Raw genomic sequence first — 22,927 nt, forward strand, 5'->3', positions numbered from 1 at the left:
CCTCATCCCTCGACTACGGCTGAGAGAGCGGCTCGGTTCGCGCGCTCTGGACGTACAAGTACGTCAGCGCCGCCTTCACGGTGTCCTCGACGGACTGACGCCCTTTGCCAACTGCAGCCACTGCCTCCTCGGCCTCCCTGGGGCGGAAGCCGAGCGCCACGAGCGCGGAGACCGCGTCCTCCTCGGCACCGGCCTGCGCTCTTCGCTCCGTCGCCGCTTGGCGCAGAGCTGCGGGCGCCAGATCGCCGAGCTTCTCGCGCAGTTCCACCACCAACCGGCTCGCGAGCTTGCGGCCAATGCCCGGCAGGCGGCTCAGGTTGTCCGCGTCCTCAGCCAAGATGGCGGAGACGATCTCGCCCACGCCGGCGGCGCCGATGATCTGCAGCGCCAGCTTGGGGCCGATGCCGGACACGCCCACGAGCCGCTCGAACAGCGCGCGCTCCTCGACGGACTCAAATCCAAAGAGCGCCAGGCCGTCTTCGCGCACATGCTGGTGCGTATACAAGAATGCGACATCATCCAGGCGGAGCGCCTGATGCGTGCGATCGCACACGTGCACCCGATAACCCACGTCTCTGACGTCGAGATCGACATAGCCCGGACCCAAAAATGCGACGCGTCCGCGCAAAAACGCAATCAACGAAAACGCCCCCGTTCCCAAACCCAGCCCGTGCGGTTTTTTGCGGCCAGTCTCGCCTCAAGCTCGCCCAAGCGCCCGGTGTGCGCGTGCGCAATCGCCACTGCGAGCGCGTCGGCGGCGTCGTCGGGCTTCGGCGCGCTCGAAAGCCGCAACAGGATGCGCACCATGTCCTGAATCTGTCGCTTGTCCGCGCGTCCATAGCCCGTGACCGCCTGCTTGACCTGCATCGGCGTGTATTCCATCACGGCGATCCCCGCTTCCGCGCCGGCCAACAGCGCGACGCCGCGGGCCTGCCCCACGGTAAAAGCCGTCGTCGTATTCCGGCTGAAAAACAGTTCTTCCACCGCCATGACCGACGGCTGATGTTCCCGGCAAAGCTCGGTCAACCGGTGAAAGATGCGCTGAAGCCGCTCGGGCAAAGGCGCGTCTGCCTCTGTCTCGATGCAGCCGTGCGCCACGTGGCGGAGCGAATCCCCCGGCCCGCGTTCGATGATGCCGAATCCCAGCCGGGCCAGGCCAGGGTCCACGCCCAGGATGCGCATGACCTCCACGTTCGCTCCTCCTCTTCCTCACCTTTGTCATTCGCCATGTCCTGTTGAAACTCCTACCCATACAGATATGGAAAATAGAAGCGCGAAAGGAGAACCGGGCGATCACGGCCTCACACCGAGGAGTCGCCCGGAATCTGCCCGCCGGGATCGCGCACATAGGCGGGCGTGAGGAAATACCAGCTGAGGGGAATATCGAGTCGCCAGGCGGGCCTCGATCCGGCGAACGCGACCGCGGCATCGTCCGCGACGCTGCGGCGCTCGACGACAAGGGCGCCTGTATTCATCTCGCTCACCAGGATGACGCGCCGCGAAGGTAGGTGCGCGCGATGGTGCGCGCCGAAATCCGTGCTGGCCGGCACCGCCTCGCGCGCATGCACCGGCGCGGCGCCAGCCACGAGGGTGAAGACCGCGACGGCCGCGATCGCTGCGCAGAAACCGCCTCTTCGCATCAACATCCGAACCTGCCTCCCGTCTCACCGAGAAGGTTCAGAGGTTAACGTGCGCAGCTGCGAGACAACTATGCACTCACTCGTCGCCCTCGTCATCCTCGTCGCCCGTGTCGAGATTCGTGTACACGGTCTGGACGTCATCAAGCGATTCAAGGGCCTCGACGAGATCGTACACCTGTTCAAGCGACGACTCGGGAAGGTCCATCTTCGTCGACGCCTCGTAGCTGAGGGACGCCTCCTCGTAGGGAATGCCCCGTTGCTCGAGGCTGAGCCGCACGTCGCGGAACGACTCAGGGCTCGTCTTGACCACGTACGTGCGCGCCCGCTCCACGACATCGTCCGCCCCAGCCTCGAGCGCGACCATCATGAGATCGTCCGCGTCCACGCCTTCTTTGGGCACGACAATCCGCCCATACCGATGGAACATCCACGCGACAGCGCCAGACTCCGCGAGATTGCCGCCGTGTTTGCGAAACAGGTGGCGGACTTCTGCGGCCGTTCGATTTCGGTTATCCGTGAGAATTTCGATGAGCAGCGCGACCCCGTGCGGCCCGTAGCCCTCGTACAACAGCTCTTCGTAGGTGACTCCCTCGAGCTGTCCCGTGGCCTTCGCGATGGTCCTCTGGATGTTTTCCATCGGCAGGTTGTTGGCCCGCGCCCGCTCGATGGCGACGCGCAGCCGGAAATTGGTCTCCGGATTGCCGCCGCCCTCGCGCGCCGCCTGATAGATGTCCTTCGACAGCTTGGTGAACAGCTGTCCCCGAATCGCGTCCTGCTTTCCTTTTCGACGCTGAATGTTGTGCCACTTCGAATGTCCAGCCATGTCGTCTCACTCCAAAGCTCAGGTTCCCCAGTCGCGGAGATAACGAAAATCGAGCCCGATGGTTCTGCCTGACAGTTTGGCGATAATGGGCGTGCGCCGCTTGTACTGATTGCGCCGAACGCGCTCGACGATGGCATGCACCAAACGCTCTGGATAGCCTCGGCTGACGATCTCGTCTGGAGACATCCGCAGATCCACCCACTGGTACAGAATCTCGTCCGCCTCGTCGTAGGAGAACCCGAGCTCCTTTTCATCGGTCTGATCCGCCCAGAGATCCGCGCTTGGCGCCTTTTCAAGAATGCTGTTGGGAACACCCAGGTACTTCGCCAGCTGGCGAACCTGGCATTTGTAGAGATCGCCAATGGGGTTCAGGGCGCTCGCCATGTCGCCAAACTGCGTGCCATAGCCCAGCAACAGCTCCGTCTTGTTGCTCGTGCCGAGCACCAGCGCATTCATCGCCGCCGACAAATCGTACAGCGTCACCATTCGCTCGCGCGCCATGCGATTTCCGCGCCGAAGCGCGTTGGCCTCCTCGCCCAGCACGCGGTCCACCTGTGCAAAATACGCGTCCACCGGCGCGGTGATGTCAATGACGGTGTGAGCAATGCCAAGCGCGTCGACGACCTTCAGCGCGTCCTCGAGGCTTTTCGGGTTGCTCGTCCGGTACGGCATCAGGACCGCGTGCACGTGATCCTTCCCCAGCGCCTGTGCCGCGAGAAACGCGGTAAGCGCCGAATCGATGCCGCCCGACAATCCGAAGATGGCCTTTTGAAAGCCGACCTTCGTGACCTCCTCGCGAAGAAAGCCCGTCAGGACCGATGTCACGAGCGACGAATTCAGCGCCAGCCTCTCCTCAATCTCCGGTCTCATCGGTCGACCTCCTGCGCAGAGCCTCCTGCATCTCTGAAATCACCATGCGCACGCGCTCGTCGCGCATGAGCGGCGTCGTATAGCGGGCGCGCCGGACCGTCCGATAGTCGAGGTCCGCAAGAACCAAGGCACGCTCAGAGGCCGGTCCCTCCGCCACCCACTCGCCAAACGGACTCATCACCCCGCTGCCGCCGTAGAAGTGCACGCCGTCCTCGTAGCCCACGCGGTTGGCGAACACAAAGTAACATCCACACAACTGCGCGTACATCTGGAGGAGTTGGCGCCAAAACGCGTGCGATCCGAAATCCGACGCTGCCATCGTATTTCTCCAAGGGCTGGAAGCCGGCACATAGATGACCGACGCCCCCTGCACAGCCAACAGGTAGGGACTCGCAAGATGCCAGGCGTCTTCGCAAATCAAAATGCCAGCTTGTCCGCCCTGTGCGGTGAAGGTGCGAACGGCTTCGCCCGGCGCAAAATAGCGGCGTTCATCGAACATTCCATATGTAGGTAGGTAAAGCTTCCGGTGCCGATGCAGGAGCCGACCGCCGGACGCGTAGGCGGCTGTCACAAAAAACCGGGCGTCGTCGGTCTCCTCGACGAAAGAAAACAGCACATCGAGGTCTCTGCTGGCTTCGACCAGCCGCTCAATGTCTGGATGACGCACGTGGCGCGCCACTTCGAGCGTCAAGTCCTGCGTCTGATAACCCGTGAGCCCGAGCTCTGGAAACACGACGACCTGTGCACCCGCCCGTTTGGCCTCGTTCACGTATTCGAGATGCTGGCTCAGATTTGCCGATACGTCACCCAGTTTCGGCGCAAACTGCGCGATGGCGACGCGGAACGCCGACCAAGCCACGTCCATTCCCCCACCCGTCGACTTCGTACCCAAACAGTATACATGGTGTACAGAACAAACGGAAGAAAGCGCCTGGCGGCGAGCTCGCGCCCAGATCACGCGTTCAGCTCGCGCAGCCAGGCGTCGTGCATCCGCAGGCGGTCCTCTTCGCGCCTTAACGCGTAGCGCACTCTCCACATGCGCGATTCCGGAGATCCTGCGCGCAGCGCCTCGGCCAATGCGCGCAGCGCCATGTCCGGCCACGCGCCGAGCCTCACCAGCGCCGCAAGGCCAGCCTCACTCAACTCGGCGGCCTGCGCGTAAGCGAGCCAGAGCCTCCGATACGCAATCGGATCGAGAGGGACGAGGAATGCGACGTGGCTCACCCACTGGATGGGATCCGCAAACGGATCGTCGTACCCTGCGTGATCGAAGTCGATGAAGGCGATGTTCCGGCCTGGACCGACGAGCACGTTGTGCGGGGCGAGATCGCGGTGGCAAAAGGCAGGACGGCGAGGCCCATCCTCCAAGTACGCCTGGTAGACCTGGCGCGCTCGGGCGGCCACGTCGCGCAGGGATTGCGCGATCTCGGCGTCGACCGGCGCGGACTGCAGCCTTTCGATGAGGAGGAGTTTGGCCCGCCACTTGTCGCGCAGCGTGGAGGTGCAGAGCTCGCGCGGCGGATCGCCCAGCATGGCCCGCTGAGCCCTCGCCAGGGCTCGGGCGACGGCGAGCCGCTCTTCTTCCTCGCGCACGTCGACGTGCCTGCCGTCCAGCCAGGGCTGCAGATAGTACTTGGTGCCCTGCGCGTCAGCGGCGCAAAACGTGTTCTGCACCGTCTTCAACGGCCCCGCGCTCGCCACGCCGACTCGTTCACACTGTTTCAGGACGCGCGCCAGCGCCTCAAGCCTGGCCTCGCTGTCCTGGGGACGCGCGCGCTTCAGGATGTAGCGCGCGTTCCCCGAGACAACCCCCCACACGGTCCGCTTTTGCACGACGGCGTCGACCTCAATTCCGTACGCGTCGCGCACGAGTTTGGCCAAGCCAACGTCATCCATCACCTATCGTTCCCCACGCGGACGACAAACGGTTTGGACCAACCTTCTGCGTCCGTCTCCGGGAAGTCGATCACCTCGGCCCGCCGGTACGGCTGATGCATGTGAGGCCCGCCGTCCTCGACCGTGCCCTCCCACGGCGCTTCTCCCGGTTCCGCTGGTTCGAACTCCGCGCCGTTTTGCGAAAGACCACCGCCAGAAGCTTCTGGTCCAGCCCACGGCTCCACGCCTTCGTCGGGCTCGACCGTGGGCGGCTGCTGCAAGGAACCTTGATGCCCCTGGCCAGAAAACAGGATGCCCGAAGCGCTCGGCTCCATGGGCGGCACCGCGGTGTCCACCGGCCCCCCACCAGGGGCAGGCACCCAGGCGCCCTGCGCCGACTCTGGCGCAGAAAGCGCGGCAGGCGGTTCGGTGCCGAGCGGCACGTACACCACCAGCCCGGGCGCAAGAGCTCGGGACGCGATCGCCGGATTCAGGTGTTCCAGGTCTTCCACCGTCACGTTGTACCGCTCCGCGATGGATTCCCACGTTTCGCCCGGCTGCACCGCGTGCGGCCACACGTAGCCGAAGTACGGTTTTGCCGCGGCCGACGTCTTGGCCGGCTTGGACTGCGCCTTTTTCGCTTTCGGCTTCGATGTCGTCCCCTTCCCGAGCTCGGGGATGACGATCGTCATGCCGGGTGTGATGTCGTTGGCGTTCTTGATCTGCGGATTCGCGGCGAGGATGAGGGGCAGGCGCACGCCGGTCTTGCGGCTGATCTGATACAGCGACTCTCCTGGCTTTACCACGTACTTCTTCATCCTGGCTCTAACCTCCTAGGCTTTCGCGGAAGCTAGAGCAGTATATGCGCAAGCCTACGAGGTGGCACCGATTCCGCCGGGAAAGACCACATTCGGCACAGGGCCGCTCATGATGATGTACACGACGGGCGATCTCGTCGTGACATGAACGGGGGCGCGAACGAGCGGGGTCATGGTCATGACGTCGGCCGTCAGCTCCAGATACACAATGTGCACGACCTGGTTGACCCCTTTCGAGGAGACGTCGGCATCGAGGCGGGCATGGACCGCGCCGACGAGTGAAAACGACACCGGCACCGTGACCGTGTAGCCCGCCAGAATCGAGCCCGAGAGGGCCTGCAAGACGGGAAGCGCCAGCGATTGCTTGCGCAACGTCTGCAGGCGCGTTTCGCTGGCGTGAATGGCCTCGTTTTGCAGTTTTGCGAGCTTGGCCATGTCGAGGGTCACGATGGAGAGCGGTTGCCCACTCGGGACTCGCTCCACCCGAATTTGCACCAACGTCTTCGCATCCGGATAGGAGGCGAGGACTTCGCCCATAGCCTCATTCAGCGCTTCCGTGGCGACTCGGGACGCGAGCGAAGCGGAAGCCGTGCGCACCATCGGCGCGAGCCGCCATTCCAACCAGAAGACGGAAAGCCCCAGCAAGGCGCATACCAAGAGGGCGAATCCATACGCTCGGCGCGCCGTCCGCCTCGGTCCCTGGTCGCGAGACGCTCTCGTCGAGGCGATCCGGCCAGGGCGAGGCACGAACCTTCTCGGCACCGCTCTCACCCCCTCGTCCATACCTACGCGGAGGTGGAACAGAGCATGCCTTTCGCGGGGCCAGGCGGCATCCTATTCGATGCGCAGGCGGACAAACTGCCGCTTGCCGCGCTGCAGCACGTCGCCGTCCTTCGGGCGATACTGATAGTCCGTGTCCGTGAGTTTTTCCCCGTTCAGGCGGACGCCGCCCTCCTGAATGGCGCGGCGCGCATCGCTGTTGGACTGCGCGAGCCCGAGTTCCACGAGCCACTTGACAATCCACTGTTCGGCGCCAGCCACGCGGCGTTCAGGAATGTCCTCTGGCAGCCCGCCCTTCTGAAAGACGGTATGCCAATGTTCCACCGCCTCCCGCCGCGCCTCGGGCCCCAAGAAGCGCTCCACAAGCTCCTCGGCCAGTTGCATCTTGGCGTCGCGCGGATTCATCCGCCCGGCCTCGACCTCGGCGCGCATGCGGTCGATCTCGTCCTGCTCGCGGAGCGACAAGAGCTCGTAGTACTTGAACAACAGGCTGTCCGGCACCGACATCAACTTGCCGAACATGTCGTTGGGCGACTCGTTCACCCCGATGTAGTTGCCCAGACTCTTCGACATCTTGTGCACGCCGTCGAGCCCCTCCAGCAAGGGCAGCATGACGGCGACCTGCATCGGCTGGCCGAATTCGCGCTGCAGGTGTCGGCCCATCAAGAGGTTGAACTTCTGATCCGTGCCGCCCAGTTCCACGTCGGCGTTCAGGTGGACCGAGTCGTACGCCTGCATCAGAGGGTAAAAAAACTCGTGGATGTGGATGGGCCGGTTGTCCTGGAACCGCTTCTGAAAGTCCTCGCGCTCGAACATCCTCGCCACGGTGATGGTGGACGCGAGCCGGATGACTTCTGCGAAGGTCAGTGGGGCGAGCCAATCCCCGTTGTAGACCACTTGGGTCTTTTGTGGGTCGAGAATTTTGTACAGCTGTTCCACGTACGTCTTCGCATTTTCCGCCACTTCTTCGGCCGAAAGCTGCTTGCGCGTCTCGGCCTTGTCCGTCGGATCGCCAATTTGGCCCGTGAAGCTTCCGATCACAAGAAACACTTGATGCCCAAGGTCCTGAAACTGCCTCAGCTTATGCAGGACCACGGTATGCCCGAGATGGATATCGGACGACGTAGGATCAATGCCGAGCTTCACGCGCAGGGGCCTGCCCGTCCGAACAGCGTCCCTCAATTTCTGCACGAGCTCGTCTTCCGGGACGATCTCGGCCGTCCCGCGCCGAATGACAGCCAGTTGGCGCGACACTTCCGCCTCCTGGTCCGGGGTCAGAGTTTCCACAGCCACCTGATTCGCTCCTCCTGCGTCCGCTCCATGGTGATATCGTCCCAGCGCAATGCGCCGGCACTCAGTGTCCCCACAATAGCACATCCCAGGCCATTTTGCATCGGGCAAGGAGGACGGCCCAAAGTATGACAGGCCATGCGGTGCGCATCCTACATTCAACTGCATGTGCAACGGCACGTGCGCTCGCAACTCTACGCGCGCTCGACCCAACGCGTACGGCCGTGCCGGCCACGTGCGCCTTTCTTTTCTCCATGTGCGTGGGGTCGTGTCGCCAAACCGACGGGCGCGAAAAATGTGCGATGATGTCCAAATTTGTCGTGTGATATAATCGTCCCACAAAGGAGGGCGATGGGTTTGAACAGCGACAATCGCCGTCCCACGGACCGCGGCGACCAAGCGCGGCCCAAGGCGCAGTCCAGACCGAGACATCCTGTGCTGCGGCACACGTTTCGCGCCGTGCTGCTCGCGGCAGGAAGCTTGTGCGGCTTCGGCGTGGCCTTTGGCGTCGGATATGTCGCGTCCATGCTGCGCGGACTGCCGAAAGTGAGTGCGGCGACTTTTGTCAACAACAGCGCCGCATCCGTGGTGTACGACGATCAAGGCCGCGTGATCGGCCAATTTGCTGGAGACGGCGACCGGCAGCCCATCGCATCGTTGCAACAGGTGTCGCCGTATCTCGTGCAGGCGTTCGTGGCCGCCGAAGACAAGACCTTTTTCACCAACATCGGCATCAACCCGATGGCGATGGCCCGCGCCTTTCTGCAAGATCTGGTGGGCCACCGGATTGAGTCCGGCGCCAGCACCATCACCCAGCAGACGGTCAAGCTCGCCGTTTTCCCAGAGCAGCAGCGGACACTTCGTCGCAAAATTCAAGAGATTGCGCTGGCCATCGAAGTCACGCATGTGCTGAGCAAGGACGAAATCCTCACCGACTACATGAATTGGGTCTACATGGGCCGCATGGGCACGGACACTGTGTACGGGGTGAAACGCGCGTCCGAGATCCTGTTTGGCAAAGAGCCCAACCAGCTGTCCCTTGCGCAGGCTGCCCTGCTCGCCGCGCTGCCCAACAACCCGTCCTATTTCTCGCCGTACCAGTTCCCACAGCACGCACTCGCCCGACAGCACTACATCCTGGACCAGATGCTCGCCAACCACATGATCACCAAGGCGCAGTACGATGCGGCCTACCGCGAGGATGTGCTCAAGACGCTGAAGGCGCCGCCGATGACGGGCCTCCCGGCGCATCCGTACCTGCTTTTGGACGAGATCAAACCGCTCGTCATTCAGGACCTCGTGCAAGCGGGCATCTATGACAACGCCCAGGAGGCGGAGTCAGCGCTGCCCGTGGCAGGGTTGAAGATTTACACGACGATCGACCTCCCCATGCAGGAGGATGTCGAGCAAGTGCTGGGCAACCATGCGCTGTTTGCCGGAACCGACAAAACCTATCAACTGCCGAACGGCAAGACAACGACCGACCTGTATGAAGCAGGCTTTGCGATCATCGACAATCACACCGGCGCCATCCTTGCCGTGGGCGGGGGGCGCGACTATCTGCGCGACGCGATCGATCACGCCGATATTCCGCGGCAGCCGGGATCGTCCATCAAACCGCTGCTCGACTACGGACCGGCCATCGACACGGGAATGCTCACGGCGGCTTCGGAGATGTACGACGCGCCAACGCGCTTCCCCGGTGCGAGCGGTCAGCCGCCTTATGAGCCGCACGACGACGAGCCGGGTTTTGCCGGCCTCATGACGGCGCGCGTCGCCCTGTACGAGTCGCGGAACGTGCCAGCCATCGACGTGCTGTCCGTCCTCACGCCGCAGGTGGGCTTTTCTTACCTCAGCAAGATGGGCCTCGGCCCTGGCGCCACGACCTGGCTCGGCCAGCCGACCGTCGTCGCGGACGACGAACATCACCTGGCAGCGGCCATCGGTGGGCTGGATAACGGGGTCACCGTCCTGCAGATGACGAGCGCGTATTCGACCTTCGCCAACCAGGGCGTGTGGCATCAGAGTTACCTGATTCGCCAGATCACGGACGCGTCCGGCCGCGCGTTGTATCAGGTCGATCCGGCCACGCATCAGGTGTTCACGCCCCAGACCGCCTACATCATCACCAACATGCTGCATGATGTCGTCTATCATCCCGGCGGGACGGCCACGGCCATCGGCGCGCGCTTCCCTGGCCAGTTCATCTCAGGCAAAACCGGCACCACAGATTCACTCGGCGACGGCTGGTTCATCGGCTATACGCAGGACTACACCGCCGGCATTTGGATGGGCTACAACCATCACGAACCCATCGACCCGGCCAACTACAATTTGAAATTCACCCTGTGGAGCGACATCATGGCGCCCATCCTCGCGGCACATCCCGCGCGTGCGCCCTGGCCTGTGCCTCCGGGTATCGTCTTTCGCACCGTGTCGTCGACAAGCGGACTCTTGCCGACGCCGCTGTCCAAGGCGTTTGGCGGGACGGAGACCGATCCGTTCGTGCAGGGCACGGAGCCGACCAGCTACGACGACGTCGCTGTGCAGGCCAAGTACACGTTGGTCGGGGGCAAAAAGGTGCTCGCGACGACGCGAACGCCGGCAGCGGACGTCGAGACAGGCACGTTTATCAAGCTGCCCGTATCGCGCATTGTCGACTGGTCGCACAAGATTCCAAACGGCGTCACGGCCGACACGCCCTACCTGCTGCCATCTGCGCTCGATCCGCGGGGAGGCATGCCCCTCGACGCGGGCACTTCGCCGGATATGCAGAACCCGGCGCAGCTCAAACCTCCGCAGGGGCTCTTTGGCTATTACGACGGCGCCGAGGTATGGCTAGGGTGGTCGAGCGTCCCTGGCGCCACGCAGTACGCCATCTACCGTGCCACCGGCGCGGACAAGCCTTACCAAAAGATTGGGACGAGCCAGTCGACCAGCTTCGTGGATTCCGCGCCGCCTCCGGGGGCATCCGTCGTGTACTACGAAGTGATTGCCGAGTCGAACGTGTCCCTCTCACCCCCGTCTCGGGCCATTGCGGTGCCGCTTTTGCCGCCGGGCGGAGCCCAGAGCAATGACTTGGAAAATGACGCCGTCGCGAATGGCGTAGGGACCAACAGCGCGAACGCGACCGGGGAGTGAACGGCGCCACCTCTCGATGATCGCCACGCGTCTCGCGGCGCGTCCTGCGTCGCCAGACGCCGAGCCTACGTGCGCACATGCACGACGGTCGCGCCGTCGCCGCCCTCGCCCGGCCCGGCCGGTTCACTCGTTTTGACATGGGGATGTTCGCGCAGGTACCTGCGAATCGCGTTTCGCAGCGCGCCCGTGCCCTTGCCGTGAATGATCACCACGCGCGAGATACCCGCGACCACCGCGTCGTCCAAATACTTGTCGATCCTGAGCAGCGCGTCGTCGATCGTTTCCCCGCGCACGTCCAGCTCCATTCGAACGTCCTTGCCGGCGCGAACCCTGACCGCCGACGGCGCCCCCGCCGGCTCGCCATGGCCCACCACCTCAAGGTCGCGAGCGTCCACCTTCATGCGCATCACGCCGAGCTGAACCACGGCCGCCTTGCCATCCGGAGCCACCTCGACGACATCGCCCTTTTGACCGAGCGACAGGACCCGCACGCGCTGGCCCGGCCTCACCTCCGGCCGCCCCTGACCCTGCGGCGCCTTTCGCCGCTCCTTCGGCTCCGCGCCCTCCAACCGTTTGCGAAGCTCGACCAGCTCGTGGTCCTTGACGTGAGCCTGCTCGCGCAGGCTGCGGATCTCCCGGATCACCGCCTCTGCCTCCTGCCGCGCCCGGTCGATCACGGCGCGCGCTTCTCGCGCCGCCTTTTCTCGCATGGCCTCCTTCGCAGCTTCCCACGCGGCTTGTTGGCGCGCGAGGTCCGCCGCCCTCTCCTCGGCTTCCTCAAGCGCTCGCCGCGCCTCGTCGCGCACGAGCTCCGCTTCGCGGCTCGCCGCCTCCAGCCGCCCGATCAGCTCTTCCACATGAATATCCGACTCCGCCACGTGCGATCTCGCCCGCTCGAGAATGGCCTTCGGCATGCCGAGCCGCTCCGCGATCGCGAGCGCATTCGAGCGGCCGGGCACGCCCATCAGCAGGCGATACGTCGGCCGAAGCGTCTCCACGTCAAACTCCATGCTTGCGTTTTCCGCCGCCGGATTGCGAAAGGCGTATCCCTTCAGTTCCGCGTAATGCGTCGTGGCCACCACGCGCGCGCCCACGGCCGTCAGGTGATCCAGAATGGCGATGGCCAGAGCCGACCCCTCGGCCGGATCGGTGCCCGCACCCAGTTCGTCCAGGAGCACGAGGCTGTCTTTGGTCACCCGCGCCAGCATGTCGATGATCCGCCGCATGTGCGAGGAAAAGGTCGACAGGTTCTGCTCGATGCTCTGCTCGTCGCCGATGTCGACAAAGACATCGTGGCAAAAGCCCACCTCGCTCTCGCGCCTCGTCGGCAAGAACATCCCCGACATCGCCATGAGGGTCAACAAACCGATGGTCTTGAGCGTGACCGTCTTGCCGCCCGTGTTGGGACCGGTGATGATGAGCAGCCGAAACCGATCGCCAATTTCGACGTCGATGGGCACCGCATCCCGCCCGAGCTTCGGGTGCCAAGCTCCGCGAAGCCGCCACACGCCGTCCGTCAACTGCGGCCGCTTGGCGTCCGTGAACCGGGCGTACGCGGCCTTCGCGAACAGGAAATCCATATCCGCGGCGACATCGAGGTTGCGGAGAAACTCGTCCGCAACCTGCGCGAAGGAGGCCGCCAACTGGTACAGGAGGCGCTCCACCTCCCGCTCCTCCATGACCTCCAGCTCGCGCACTCGCTCGCTCAGTTCCACAATGGCGCGCGGCTCGATGAACACGGTCGATCCCGACGAGGACACGTCCCGCACCACGCCCTGAACCTGGCTCTTGTGCTCGACGCGCACAGGCAGGCAATAGTGTTCGCCGCGCATGGCGATGACGGGCTCCTGCAGGTACTTCGCCTGCGTCCGCAGCAGGCGGTCGAGGACCGCGCGGATTTCCCCTTCGCGCCGGCGCCTTTCGTCCCGCAGCCGAAGCAGCGTCGGGCTGGCGTGATCGATCACCTGCCCATCCTCGTCCACGACCTGCCGGATTTCCTGTTCAGTCCTGCGCAGATCCGCCATCGGCGCGACAGAACCTGCCAGCAGTGGGAAGTTGCCGCTCTCCGCCGCGCGCTCCACGAACTGCCGCATCGCGCGCATTCCCGCGATGCAGCGCGCGAGCCGATGGGCTTCGTCGGCCGAGATGGTGCCGCCTCGGCGCGTGCGCTCGACGGCATCGCGCAGGTCTTCCACACCGGCGAACGGCGGCGGCCCGAGGCGGTACAGCAGGCGAATCGCCTCGTCCAGGCGCGCGAGTTCATGCTCGGCCGCGCCTCGTTCGTCGTAAGGCGCCATGGCGGCCGCGCGCGCCTTTCCCAGCGACGTCTGGGCACACCTCGCGATCTCGCCGCGCACAAATTCGTATTCCAACGCGTCCAGCGCGCGTTCGTCCATGTCTCGCACTCCCATACACGCAAATCCAGAATTCCCACTGATCTTACCACATAGGTCGGCAGCGCCCGAACGATGCTATAGCCCAGAAGGAGGGATAGCTATGAACGTGCTCGGCCATATCGTCCGATTTATTGTGTCCGCTCTCGTGCTCCTGTTCGTCGGCCACATCGTGCCAGGATTCCGGGTCATGGGCTTTTGGCACGCCATCCTCGCGGCCATCGTCATCACGCTTCTCGGCATGGCGATGGAGGCCATCTTCGGCCGACGGATTTCGCCCTACGGCCGCGGCATCATCGGGTTCATCTGCGGCGCGGTGGTCATCTACGTCGCGCAGCTCCTCGTGCCCGGCATGCATGCGAGCATCCTGGGCGCGCTGTTGGCCTCGCTCGTGATTGGGATCATCGACCTGTTTGTCCCCACGAGCCTGCGCGGGAGCCGACACGAGGAATAACCGCTGATACGACAACACGGGCGCAGGACACGTCACCTGCGCCCGTTCACTGCGTGCGACCGGCCTTGCTTGGAAAGACCGCCGCAAGCCATCCCGCCACGGTCCGATCAAACGCTCGCTGATCGAGTGTGCGGCAGATGGCCGATCTGGCCACCTGCCGTTCGACAGCGGGGCTCTTGACATACGGCAAGACCAAGGCAATGACGTACACGAACACGCCCGCGAGCAAAAACCCCGCGAAAAGCCCTGCCAGCCGGTTCAATCCCGATAACACGGGAAGGCTGAACAGCGCATCGACGAGCCCTGCGGCATAGCGCAGCATCACGAACACGACCAAGAACACCAGCGCAAACGAAATGGCCCCCGACAAGTTGCCAAAGACAAACGAAGCGAAGGGCGACTGGACATGGCCCGCGGGAATGCCCAGATGCGCGATGGCGGGCGCGACATACGGCCTCGCCCAGTACGACACCAAATACGCGATGATCCCGCCGAAAAGGCGCATGACTTGCCGCACAAACCCCAGGCGGTACCCGTTCAAGGCGCCGAGCAATAGGATGGCGGCCAAGGCAAGATCCAGCGCATCCCACGTCACGGCGCCTTGCGGCCTCCCGTCTGGTCCTCGAGCAACGCCAGCAGCTCTTGATATTCCTTCCGCAGCTCATACAGTTCGTCCGCGAGATTCAAAGCGGCCAACACCGCAATTCGGCGTTCATCCATGTAGGCCGCCGTGGCCGCGATCTCGTTCATCGTCCGATCGACCATTTTTGCGACTTCTTGAATCCGCTCCTCCGGACTCGTCCCGCGCACCGTGTATTCGACGCCATGGATGACCACCTTCACGCGATTGACCTTTGCGCCTTCTTGGTTGTTGTCCATCCATGTCCCGCCCTTTCATCCTGGCAGCGCAAGAACGGCCGCCGGAATCCTTTCGTACAACATTTCTCGCCCGCCGAGGAATCTCCTGCTTCATCCCTGCCCATCACGCGCGAAGCACGGCTCCAAAGGCGGACTGCCACGCCTGCAACACGGCGCCGACGGCGTGATCGATCTCGGCATCCGTCAAGGTCCGCTCGTCCATCTGGAACCAGAGGGCGATGGCCAAGCTCTTGTGGTCCACAGGCACACCTGCGCCGGTGTAGACGTCGAAGACGCGGACCATGCGCAGGGTGCCTTGCTCGCCGACGGCCTGCCATGCCGCGTCCACCAGGGCCTGCGAAGCGACGTCGCGCGGCACGATGACCGCGAGATCGCGGCGGCTCGCCGGATGACGCGGGATCGGGGTGACGCGCACCTGGCCCGTCGCGAGCGCGGAGAGCAGAGCGAGATCGAACTCGGCATACACGGCGCGTGGCACCTCGTACGCCCGTGCGACGTCCGGATGGACTTCGCCCACGAGCCCAATGGCCTGGCCCTGCGCATCGATCACGGCCTGGCGGCCGGGGTGGAGAAACTTCGCGTCGCCGGCGCGGTACGACGCCTCAATCCCGAGCCGCGCGAGCAAGGCCTCGCAGACGCCCTTGGCATCGTAGAAATCGAGAAGGCGCGGGCGCTCGAACGGGCTTCCCTCCGTCTCGCCGAACCACATCATGCCGATCACGTCGCGCTCGACGGGCATCTCGGGCTGAGGCCAGGCGTCCGCGAGAAAGACCTTGGCCAGCTCGAAGATGGCCCCGCCCGGCACCTGATGGGCAAGGTTGTATCGCGCCACCTCCGCGAGGCTCGGCAGAAGGTGCCGCCGAAGCGTGCGGCGATCATCCGACATGGGGCGGAGGAGCGCGACGGGCGCACCGTCCAGCTCCATCGGCGCCTCGGCCTCAGGCGACGTGAGCGCGTACGTCCGCACTTCGAACAGCCCCCAGTCGACGAGGGCGCGCCGGATCGCGCTCGCCAGCGCCAGGCGCTCGGACGATTCGGGTGCGTCGACCGGCAGGCGCATGGACGTGGCCGGAATGTGATCATACCCGTACAATCGAGCCACTTCCTCGTACAAATCCGCCGGCAACTGGACGTCCGGACGCCGGGTCGGCACCTCGACGCGCCACGACGCCTCGCCCCTGGCGACCTCGAACCCGAGCCACTGAAAGCACGCGAGCATCTCGTCCTCCGGGACGTCGACGCCGAGGAATTGGCGGCACGCCTGCGGCGAAAACGAGACGACCGTGCGCTTGAGCGCCCCCTCTTCCGCCGGGACGCGTCGCGGACCGCCGACCAGGCGCGATCCGGCGAGTTCGACGAGAAGCTCCGAGGCGCGATGCAGCGCGCTCGACACAGCGGCCGGATCGACCCCCTTTTCGAAGCGCTGTTGCGCCTCCGAACGGAGGGCGAGCGCCTGGCCCGTTCGCCGGATCGACGCCCCATCAAAACGCGCGGATTCGAGCGCGATCCGGCGCGTCGCCGGGCCAATCTCGCTGTTTTCTCCGCCCATGACGCCGGCTAGGCCGATGGACTTTTCGGGATCCGCGATGACCATCATGTCGGGTGTGAGGATACGCTCCTGACCGTCCAGCGTCACAAGGCGTTCCCCTTCCCGCGCCTGACGCACGACGATGGTCGCCTCGGCGATGGCGTCCGCGTCAAATGCGTGCAGCGGCTGGCCCCACTCGAGCATCACATAGTTGGTGATATCCACGACGAGATCGATCGAGCGGACGCCCATCGCCACCAGCCGCATCTTCATCCAAAGCGGAGTCTCCCGGCGCTCGATGCCCTCGAGCAGCTGGGCTTCATAGCGCGGGCAGCGCGGGGTCTCGAGGCGCACCCGAAGCGGAGACTCGCCTTCCGCGCGAGGCGCCGCCACACGCGCAGGAAATCGGTGCGGACGGCGGAGAATGGCGGAGAGCTCGTGGACAAGGCCTCGAATCGACAGGCAGTCGCTGCGATTCGGCGTGAGATCGATGTCCAACACGACGTCGTCGAGGTGCAGAAGCGAAACGGCATCCGCGCCGAGCGGCAGGTCCGCGGGAAGCTCCCACAACCCCTCCGCCTCGCGCTTGGGCAGATACCTCGGCTCGAGGCCGAGTTCCTCCGCGGAGCAAAGCATGCCGTGTGAAGCCACGCCGCGAAACTCGGCGATCCCGATGTCCACGCCCCCCGGCAACCGAGCGCCCGGCAGCGCCACCGGCACCACGAGCCCGGGCGATGCATTCGGAGCGCCGCAGACAATTTCGACCTGTCGCCCGCCGAGATCGACGAGGCACACCTTGAGCCGATCCGCCTGCGGGTGGGGACGGACAGAGAGAATCTTGCCGATCACGACGCCTTGTACACCGCGGTTCAGCGGTTCAACGGCGTCCACCGCCAGCCCCGCGCCTGTCAATCGGTCTGCGAGTTCGGCCGGCGTGAGATCGGAGAGGTCGAGATAGTCGGCCAGCCACTTGTACGATGCTCTCACATTGCCACTCCTTTATTCGCGCGCATCACGCGTGACTGAACTGTCGTAGGAAACGCAGGTCGTTCTGGTACAGCATGCGAATGTCCGAGATGCCGTAGCGCAACATGGCGATTCGCTCTGCACCGAGGCCGAAAGCGAAGCCCGTGTACCGCTCGCTGTCGTAGCCCGACATCTCGAGCACCCGTGGGTGCACCATGCCCGCGCCGAGAATTTCAATCCAGCCGGTGCCCTTGCACATGCGACAGCCGCTGCCGCCACACGACACGCAGACGAGATCGACCTCGCAGCTTGGCTCCGTGAACGGAAAGTAGCTCGGGCGCAGGCGGACGCGCTGAGACGGCCCAAAGAGCGCCTTGGCAAACGCCTCGAGCGTTCCCTTCAGATCCGACATGCGAATGCCTTCGTCCACCACGAGACCCTCGATCTGCGTGAACTGATGGGAATGCGTGGCGTCGTCCTCGTCGCGGCGATACACCCGGCCAGGCACGATGACCCGAATGGGCGTCCTGCCCCGCATGCGCTCCATGGTCCGCACCTGCATGGGAGACGTGTGCGTCCGGAGCAACCATTCCTCCGTCAGATAAAACGTATCCTGCATGTCCCGAGCTGGGTGATCTTTCGGGATGTTCAGCAGCTCAAAATTGTAGTGATCCGTCTCCACTTCTGGGCCCTCGACCACCGAAAAACCCAGGCTTCTGAAGATGTCCTCAATCTGCTCGATCACGCGCGAAATGGGATGCACCGCCCCCACCGGCACCTGGCGCCCGGGCAGTGTCACATCGATGCGCTCGCGCTCCAAGCGAAGGGCCTTCTCCTTCGCCTCCACCTCGGCTTGCCGCCTGCGCCACGCCGTCTCCAGTTCCTGACGCACGCGGTTCATCATCTCGCCGAGTGCCCGCCGATCCTCCGGCGCCAAGGTTCCCATCGCCTTCGACATCTGGCTCAGCGAACTCTTTTTGCCGAGCACCTCGACGCGCCAGTCGTTCAACGCCCTGGAATCCGAGGCCTCCGCAAGCGTTGCCAGCGCGCGGTCGCGAATCTTTTCCAGCTCGTCCTTCCACGTATCGCTCAACCCGTCATCCTCCTCATCAACGCACCGACCCGCGGCCATCCATCCCATGGCCGCCCTCTCAGGCCGTGGGGGGTTCTTGCGGCCCGGCGCGGTGCCCCGGCCGCGGTCTTCTACGCCGACCGCAGCCCGGCGCGGCCCCGCTTCACGTCCCGACAATACAAAGAAGCAACTCGCCGATCCGACGAATTGCTCCGCGCCCACTGGGTGAACGCCGTGGTGGTTCATCCCCCAAAGCCATATCGTAACACTGTCCGGTTGCCGTCAGGCAGCCGCCAACGCTCAAAGGGAGGCGCATGCACATGTACGGGATCTTCGGCGGTTACACGCAGTGGGCAGTGGTGTTCCTGATCATCTTCGTGCTCTTCTTCCTGCTCGTTCCGGCTTACGGCGCCGTGGCAACCACCACCAACACGGCTCCGGCCGTCGTGTACTGAGCGGACCGGCCGCCGGGGGAAGCCTCTTCGCTTCCTTCGGCGCCTTCTGCTTCACGCATCACGTGCGCCGTCCGCGGCGTTTCTGCTCTCTCGCCGCCCGCCGCGCGGACCATCGCCGTCCGTGGCCGTGGCGCTCCCACAACCTCGTCGCCCGCCGCGCCCTCATCCTTTACGCCTCGGACCAAATGCCGCACGACTCGACAAACGAAAGCGCCTCTTCGCGCGTGTCCGCCAGGAGATTCAGATGGCCCATCTTCCTGTCCCGCTTCGCCTCCGCTTTTCCGTACAAATGGACCTTCACCCAAGACGGAAAGCCTCCCATCTGTTGGCGAAGCGACTCCACATGTTGGCCCAAGACGTTCACCATGACCACCGGCTTATACAGCGTGACATCCCCCAGCGGCAGGTTGCAAATGGCGCGGACGTGTTGCTCGAACTGGCTCGTCGCACACGCGTCGAGGGTGTAGTGGCCCGAGTTGTGCGGTCGCGGCGCCAGCTCGTTGATGAGAAGCTCGCCGTCCTCGCACACGAACATCTCCACTGCGACCAGGCCAATGACGCCAAGCCTGTCCGCCACGAGCAAGGCGATCTCTTCGGCTTGCGCGACCATCTCCCGGGGATACCTCGCTGGCACGATGGACAGGTGCAGGATATGCCGGTGGTGAATGTTCTCGGCCGGAGGAAACGCGCGCACCTCGCCCCTGCGGTTGCGGGCCACGATGACGGAAAGCTCCCCCACGAACGGCACAAACGCCTCCGCGATGAGCGGGTGGTCGTCAAAACCCGCGGCTCGGTGCTGGTCCATGACCCGACTCCAGGCTTCGGTGTGGTTCACGAGCTCCTCTCGCGACCGCACCATCCACTGTCCCTTGCCGTCATAGCCTCCCCGGCACGTTTTGACCACCATCCGCCCGCCGAAGTGCGCAAAGGCGCGGTCGAGATCGTCCAAGGTCGAAATCGGCAAAAACGGCGTGACCGGAAGGCCGTGCTTTGCCAGCGTGGACTTTTCGCGCACGCGGTGCTGACAGATGGCCAAGAGATCGCTGCCCTGCGGGACGTCACACGTCTCGGCCAAGGCAGCCGCGACGGCGGCGCTCACGTTTTCGAACTCGTACGTGACGAGATCGCACCGAGAAGCGAGGGTGCGCGCGGCGTCCACGTCGTCGTAAGCCGCGACCACCTGGCCGTCGGCCACCTGCGCCGCAGGTGCATTCGGGGTCGGATCGAGCACCTGAAACCGATACCCCATGTGCCGCCCGGCAAGCGCCATCATTCGCCCCAGCTGCCCTCCGCCGAGGATGCCGATGGTGGCAGGCGGCAAGTGCAGACTAGCGGTCCTCCGACGCATGTCCACCCGGATCTCCCCCTTGCAGGACCTGATCTCGAATCGCCGCCTGACGCGCCTCCAAGCGGCGCGCGATCTCAGCATCGGTCACCGCGAGGATTCTCGCCGCCATGAGCCCCGCATTGACGGCACCGGCGCGCCCGATGGCCATGGTGGCCACCGGCACGCCGCCGGGCATCTGCACGATGGACAGGAGCGAGTCGAGCCCGCCGAGCGCGGAGGTCTGCACAGGCACGCCGATGACGGGCAGCTGCGTTTTCGCCGCCACCATCCCGGGGAGGTGGGCGGCACCCCCCGCCCCCGCGATGATGACTTGAATGCCGCGATCCCGCGCGGACGCCGCGTATTCAAACATGAAATCCGGCGTTCGGTGCGCCGAGACCACCTTGCGCTCGTGTGGAATCTCGAGCTCGTCCAACACGGCGCACGCGTGGCGCATTGTCTCCCAGTCGCTCTGGCTGCCCATGATCACGCCGACGCGTGGTTGCGCCATACCCATCCTCCTCGCGCGAAGCGGATTATGCGAGCGTGACGTCCTTGCAGAGATACACGTCCTGGATCAGATTCAGCAGTTTGACGCCTTCGGCCATGGGGCGCTGGAACGCCTTGCGCCCGGAAATCAAGCCCATACCGCCCGCGCGCTTGTTGATGACCGCCGTCCGGACGGCCTCGGCGAAGTCGTTCTCTCCCGAGGCGCCCCCAGAGCTGATGAGCCCGATCTTGCCCATGAAGCCGTTGGCCACCTGGTAGCGGGCGAGATCGATAGGATGCTCGGTCGTGAGCTCGGTGTACACGCGCTTGTCGATCTTGCCGTAGCTCGACTGGCCCATGTTCAGCGCCTGGTAACCGCCGTTCACCTCGGGCAGTTTTTGCTTGACGATGTCCGCCTCGAGGGTCACGCCGAGATGGTTCGCCTGGCCCGTCAAGTCCGCCGCCGTGTGATAATCCACGCCGTCCTTCACAAAGGCGGGGTTGCGCAGGTAGCACCACAGCACCGTGAACATGCCGAGCTCGTGCGCAAGGCGGAATGCCTCACCGACCTCCTGAATCTGGCGCGTCGACTCGGGCGAGCCAAAGTAGATGGTGGCGCCGACGCCAGCCGCGCCCAGGTCCCAGGCCTGCTTGACCGAAGCGAACATGATCTGGTCGTACTTGTTCGGGTACGTCAGCAGCTCGTTGTGATTCAATTTCACAATAAAAGGAATTTTATGCGCGTACTTCCGGCTGGTCAAGGCCAACACGCCGAGCGTCGACGCGACGGCGTTGCAACCGCCCTCGATCGCGAGCTTGACGATATTTTCTGGATCAAAGTAGTCCGGATTCTTGGCGAATGAGGCGCCCGCCGAATGCTCGATGCCCTGATCCACCGGCAGAATGGAGACATAACCGGTTCCGCCGAGGCGCCCGGAGGACAAAAGCCACTGGAGGGAACGCAGAACCTGATTGTTTCGATTGGAATAAAGGAACACGTCGTCGACGATCGTCGGCGATGGCGGCGTGAGCCGCTCCTTCGGAATGGTCTTGCACTCGTGGTTCAACAGATGATCAGCTTCTGCACCCAGGTATTCGCGAATCTTGTCAATCACGCAACCGACCCCCCGGCATGATGGCGATGACCCGCAGGCCATCCCGTTAGTTGGATAGAATTTCGGCCAGCTCGCAGAGTTCCTGCGCCGGCTGGCGCACCGACGCGAACACCTCGTCAAACGGCACCGCCACGAGCGCCCCGTTCTGCGTGGCGGCCATCACGGCCGTCTCCCCTTTGAGGAGCAGGTCGACCGCAAAAGCGCCCAAGCGGCTGGCCAGGACGCGGTCCGACACCGTGGGGGCGCCGCCGCGCTGCACGTGGCCAAGCACCGTGACGCGCGTATCGAAACCCGTTTTCTCCTCGATGTACTTGCCGACGTCCACGGCTCGCGCCGCGCCCTCGGCCACGACGATGATGGAATGTTTTTTGCCGCGGGCGACGCCGCGCTGCAACTTGGCCACGACATCCTCGAGGCTGAAGGAGACCTCGGGGATGAGCACGCTCTCTGCTCCCCCGGCGAGCCCAGCCGCAAGCGCGATGTGCCCCGCGTGCCGACCCATGACCTCGATGACGTAGGTCCTCTCGTGCGACGTGGCCGTGTCCCGAATCTTGTCGATGGCCTGGATGACCGTCTGCACCGCGGTGTCGAAGCCGATGTTCGCATCGCAGGCGCCGATGTCATTGTCGATGGTGCACGGCACACCCACCGTGGGGATGCCCAGCTCGCTCAGGCGCTTGGCGCCCCGAAACGAGCCATCTCCTCCGAGCACCACGAGTCCCTCGATCCCGGCCTCGAGGAGGCGCTCATAGCCGCGCCGCTGCCCCTCTTCGGTCATGAACTCCTTGCAACGCGCCGTAAACAAGCAGGTTCCACCGCGCTGGATGATGTCGCCCACGGACTCGATGGGCATCGGGCGAAAATCCCCATCCAAAAGGCCCGCATACCCTCTCCGGATGCCGACAACCTCCAGACCTCGATAGATGGCGGTGCGAACCACCGCGCGGATGGCGGCATTCATGCCCGGCGCGTCGCCCCCGCTCGTCAAAACGCCTATCCTTTGTATGGCCAA

At 64.4% G+C, this 22,927-nt stretch carries 22 protein-coding genes; 3 read left to right on the forward strand and 19 right to left on the reverse strand.

All coding sequences use genetic code 11. The features are described 5' to 3' along the window. Window positions 1-13 precede the first annotated feature (13 nt). The 10 genes from ruvA to tyrS all read right to left on the reverse strand — a co-directional run bounded on the left by ruvA (window position 14) and on the right by tyrS (window position 8,099). Entirely contained in the window at window positions 14-640 is a 627-nt protein-coding gene (gene ruvA, locus BW934_RS12585; RefSeq protein ID WP_076348652.1) for a Holliday junction branch migration protein RuvA, read from the reverse strand. Continuing rightward, window positions 637-1,182, reverse strand: a complete 546-nt coding sequence (gene ruvC / locus BW934_RS12590; protein ID WP_200805757.1) for a crossover junction endodeoxyribonuclease RuvC — start codon at window positions 1,180-1,182, stop codon at window positions 637-639. Before ruvC ends, ruvA begins: the two co-directional genes overlap by 4 nt. 119 nt (window positions 1,183-1,301) lie before the next feature. After that, window positions 1,302-1,646, reverse strand: a complete 345-nt coding sequence (locus BW934_RS12595) for a hypothetical protein (protein WP_076348656.1) — start codon at window positions 1,644-1,646, stop codon at window positions 1,302-1,304. 70 nt (window positions 1,647-1,716) lie between these two features. Further along, on the reverse strand, window positions 1,717-2,463 hold the full coding sequence (locus BW934_RS12600; RefSeq protein WP_076348658.1) for a YebC/PmpR family DNA-binding transcriptional regulator: 747 nt from the start codon (window positions 2,461-2,463) through the stop codon (window positions 1,717-1,719). A gap of 18 nt (window positions 2,464-2,481) precedes the next feature. Next, window positions 2,482-3,333 (reverse strand): NAD+ synthase, encoded by an 852-nt coding sequence (locus BW934_RS12605; protein WP_076348660.1) that lies wholly within the window; start codon window positions 3,331-3,333, stop codon window positions 2,482-2,484. Then, window positions 3,317-4,198 (reverse strand): nitrilase-related carbon-nitrogen hydrolase, encoded by an 882-nt coding sequence (locus tag BW934_RS12610; RefSeq protein WP_076348662.1) that lies wholly within the window; start codon window positions 4,196-4,198, stop codon window positions 3,317-3,319. Before BW934_RS12610 ends, BW934_RS12605 begins: the two co-directional genes overlap by 17 nt. Before the next feature lie 89 nt (window positions 4,199-4,287). Beyond that, window positions 4,288-5,229, reverse strand: coding sequence for an aminoglycoside phosphotransferase family protein (locus BW934_RS12615; RefSeq protein ID WP_076348664.1), 942 nt, complete (start codon window positions 5,227-5,229; stop codon window positions 4,288-4,290). Continuing rightward, a complete protein-coding gene (locus BW934_RS12620; protein ID WP_076348666.1) occupies window positions 5,229-6,026 on the reverse strand; it encodes a LysM peptidoglycan-binding domain-containing protein in 798 nt (265 codons plus the stop codon). The genes BW934_RS12615 and BW934_RS12620 overlap by 1 nt, the downstream gene beginning before the upstream one ends. 54 nt (window positions 6,027-6,080) lie before the next feature. Then, entirely contained in the window at window positions 6,081-6,788 is a 708-nt protein-coding gene (locus BW934_RS12625; protein ID WP_234969792.1) for a sporulation protein YunB, read from the reverse strand. Window positions 6,789-6,860: 72 nt separating this feature from the next. Beyond that, window positions 6,861-8,099, reverse strand: coding sequence for a tyrosine--tRNA ligase (gene tyrS, locus BW934_RS12630; protein WP_076348668.1), 1,239 nt, complete (start codon window positions 8,097-8,099; stop codon window positions 6,861-6,863). Window positions 8,100-8,453: 354 nt separating this feature from the next. On the opposite strand from tyrS, the gene BW934_RS12635 reads away from it, so the two are divergent. Then, window positions 8,454-11,237, forward strand: coding sequence for a transglycosylase domain-containing protein (locus BW934_RS12635; RefSeq protein WP_234969794.1), 2,784 nt, complete (start codon window positions 8,454-8,456; stop codon window positions 11,235-11,237). A 65-nt stretch (window positions 11,238-11,302) separates the two neighbouring features. Here BW934_RS12635 and BW934_RS12640 read toward each other — a convergent pair whose 3' ends face one another. Continuing rightward, window positions 11,303-13,633 (reverse strand): endonuclease MutS2, encoded by a 2,331-nt coding sequence (locus BW934_RS12640; protein ID WP_076348670.1) that lies wholly within the window; start codon window positions 13,631-13,633, stop codon window positions 11,303-11,305. Window positions 13,634-13,733: 100 nt separating this feature from the next. Between BW934_RS12640 and BW934_RS12645 the strand changes: the two genes are divergently transcribed. Further along, window positions 13,734-14,084, forward strand: coding sequence for a phage holin family protein (locus BW934_RS12645; RefSeq protein WP_076348672.1), 351 nt, complete (start codon window positions 13,734-13,736; stop codon window positions 14,082-14,084). Between the two features lie 46 nt (window positions 14,085-14,130). Here the strand turns inward: BW934_RS12645 and BW934_RS12650 are convergent, their stop codons facing one another. The 4 genes from BW934_RS12650 to pheS form a co-directional block, all read right to left on the reverse strand. Beyond that, window positions 14,131-14,679 carry a CvpA family protein gene (locus tag BW934_RS12650; protein WP_076348674.1) on the reverse strand — a complete coding sequence of 183 codons (549 nt, stop codon included), beginning with the start codon at window positions 14,677-14,679 and terminating at the stop codon, window positions 14,131-14,133. Beyond that, a complete protein-coding gene (locus tag BW934_RS12655) occupies window positions 14,676-14,963 on the reverse strand; it encodes a cell division protein ZapA (RefSeq protein WP_076348676.1) in 288 nt (95 codons plus the stop codon). Before BW934_RS12655 ends, BW934_RS12650 begins: the two co-directional genes overlap by 4 nt. 103 nt (window positions 14,964-15,066) lie before the next feature. Further along, window positions 15,067-17,478, reverse strand: a complete 2,412-nt coding sequence (gene pheT / locus BW934_RS12660) for a phenylalanine--tRNA ligase subunit beta (protein ID WP_076348678.1) — start codon at window positions 17,476-17,478, stop codon at window positions 15,067-15,069. Window positions 17,479-17,503: 25 nt separating this feature from the next. Beyond that, on the reverse strand, window positions 17,504-18,550 hold the full coding sequence (gene pheS, locus BW934_RS12665; protein WP_234969795.1) for a phenylalanine--tRNA ligase subunit alpha: 1,047 nt from the start codon (window positions 18,548-18,550) through the stop codon (window positions 17,504-17,506). 299 nt (window positions 18,551-18,849) lie between these two features. Here pheS and BW934_RS15370 point away from each other — a divergent pair, with 299 nt between their 5' ends. Next, window positions 18,850-18,984: a hypothetical protein gene (locus BW934_RS15370; RefSeq protein WP_268251795.1), complete on the forward strand. Its 135-nt coding sequence runs from the start codon at window positions 18,850-18,852 to the stop codon at window positions 18,982-18,984. A gap of 169 nt (window positions 18,985-19,153) precedes the next feature. Here the strand turns inward: BW934_RS15370 and purK are convergent, their stop codons facing one another. The 4 genes from purK to pfkA are packed head-to-tail and all read right to left on the reverse strand — an operon-like array spanning window position 19,154 to window position 22,921. Beyond that, window positions 19,154-20,332 (reverse strand): 5-(carboxyamino)imidazole ribonucleotide synthase, encoded by a 1,179-nt coding sequence (gene purK, locus BW934_RS12670; RefSeq protein ID WP_076348786.1) that lies wholly within the window; start codon window positions 20,330-20,332, stop codon window positions 19,154-19,156. After that, window positions 20,313-20,822, reverse strand: a complete 510-nt coding sequence (purE, locus tag BW934_RS12675) for a 5-(carboxyamino)imidazole ribonucleotide mutase (protein WP_076348682.1) — start codon at window positions 20,820-20,822, stop codon at window positions 20,313-20,315. Before purE ends, purK begins: the two co-directional genes overlap by 20 nt. Window positions 20,823-20,847: 25 nt before the next feature. Next, a complete protein-coding gene (locus BW934_RS12680) occupies window positions 20,848-21,915 on the reverse strand; it encodes a class I fructose-bisphosphate aldolase (RefSeq protein ID WP_076348684.1) in 1,068 nt (355 codons plus the stop codon). 46 nt (window positions 21,916-21,961) lie between these two features. Further along, the gene (gene pfkA, locus BW934_RS12685) at window positions 21,962-22,921 is read right to left on the reverse strand and encodes a 6-phosphofructokinase (RefSeq protein ID WP_076348788.1); all 960 of its coding nucleotides are present in this window, start codon (window positions 22,919-22,921) and stop codon (window positions 21,962-21,964) included. Window positions 22,922-22,927: the final 6 nt, after the last annotated feature.

Source organism: Alicyclobacillus vulcanalis (genome assembly GCF_900156755.1).
In the GTDB taxonomy this organism is placed as follows: domain Bacteria; phylum Bacillota; class Bacilli; order Alicyclobacillales; family Alicyclobacillaceae; genus Alicyclobacillus; species Alicyclobacillus vulcanalis.

Excerpts from the sequence above, each read along its gene's own strand:
- ruvC (WP_200805757.1), bottom strand. The coding sequence starts at position 1,182 with ATGCGCATCCTGGGCGTGGACCCTGGCCTGGCCCGGCTGGGATTCGGC.
- BW934_RS12595 (WP_076348656.1), bottom strand. The coding sequence starts at position 1,646 with ATGTTGATGCGAAGAGGCGGTTTCTGCGCAGCGATCGCGGCCGTCGCG.
- BW934_RS12600 (WP_076348658.1), bottom strand. The coding sequence starts at position 2,463 with ATGGCTGGACATTCGAAGTGGCACAACATTCAGCGTCGAAAAGGAAAG.
- BW934_RS12605 (WP_076348660.1), bottom strand. The coding sequence starts at position 3,333 with ATGAGACCGGAGATTGAGGAGAGGCTGGCGCTGAATTCGTCGCTCGTG.
- BW934_RS12610 (WP_076348662.1), bottom strand. The coding sequence starts at position 4,198 with ATGGACGTGGCTTGGTCGGCGTTCCGCGTCGCCATCGCGCAGTTTGCG.
- BW934_RS12615 (WP_076348664.1), bottom strand. The coding sequence starts at position 5,229 with ATGGATGACGTTGGCTTGGCCAAACTCGTGCGCGACGCGTACGGAATT.
- BW934_RS12620 (WP_076348666.1), bottom strand. The coding sequence starts at position 6,026 with ATGAAGAAGTACGTGGTAAAGCCAGGAGAGTCGCTGTATCAGATCAGC.
- BW934_RS12640 (WP_076348670.1), bottom strand. The coding sequence starts at position 13,633 with ATGGACGAACGCGCGCTGGACGCGTTGGAATACGAATTTGTGCGCGGC.
- BW934_RS12645 (WP_076348672.1), top strand. The coding sequence starts at position 13,734 with ATGAACGTGCTCGGCCATATCGTCCGATTTATTGTGTCCGCTCTCGTG.
- BW934_RS12655 (WP_076348676.1), bottom strand. The coding sequence starts at position 14,963 with ATGGACAACAACCAAGAAGGCGCAAAGGTCAATCGCGTGAAGGTGGTC.
- BW934_RS15370 (WP_268251795.1), top strand. The coding sequence starts at position 18,850 with ATGTACGGGATCTTCGGCGGTTACACGCAGTGGGCAGTGGTGTTCCTG.
- purK (WP_076348786.1), bottom strand. The coding sequence starts at position 20,332 with ATGCGTCGGAGGACCGCTAGTCTGCACTTGCCGCCTGCCACCATCGGC.
- purE (WP_076348682.1), bottom strand. The coding sequence starts at position 20,822 with ATGGCGCAACCACGCGTCGGCGTGATCATGGGCAGCCAGAGCGACTGG.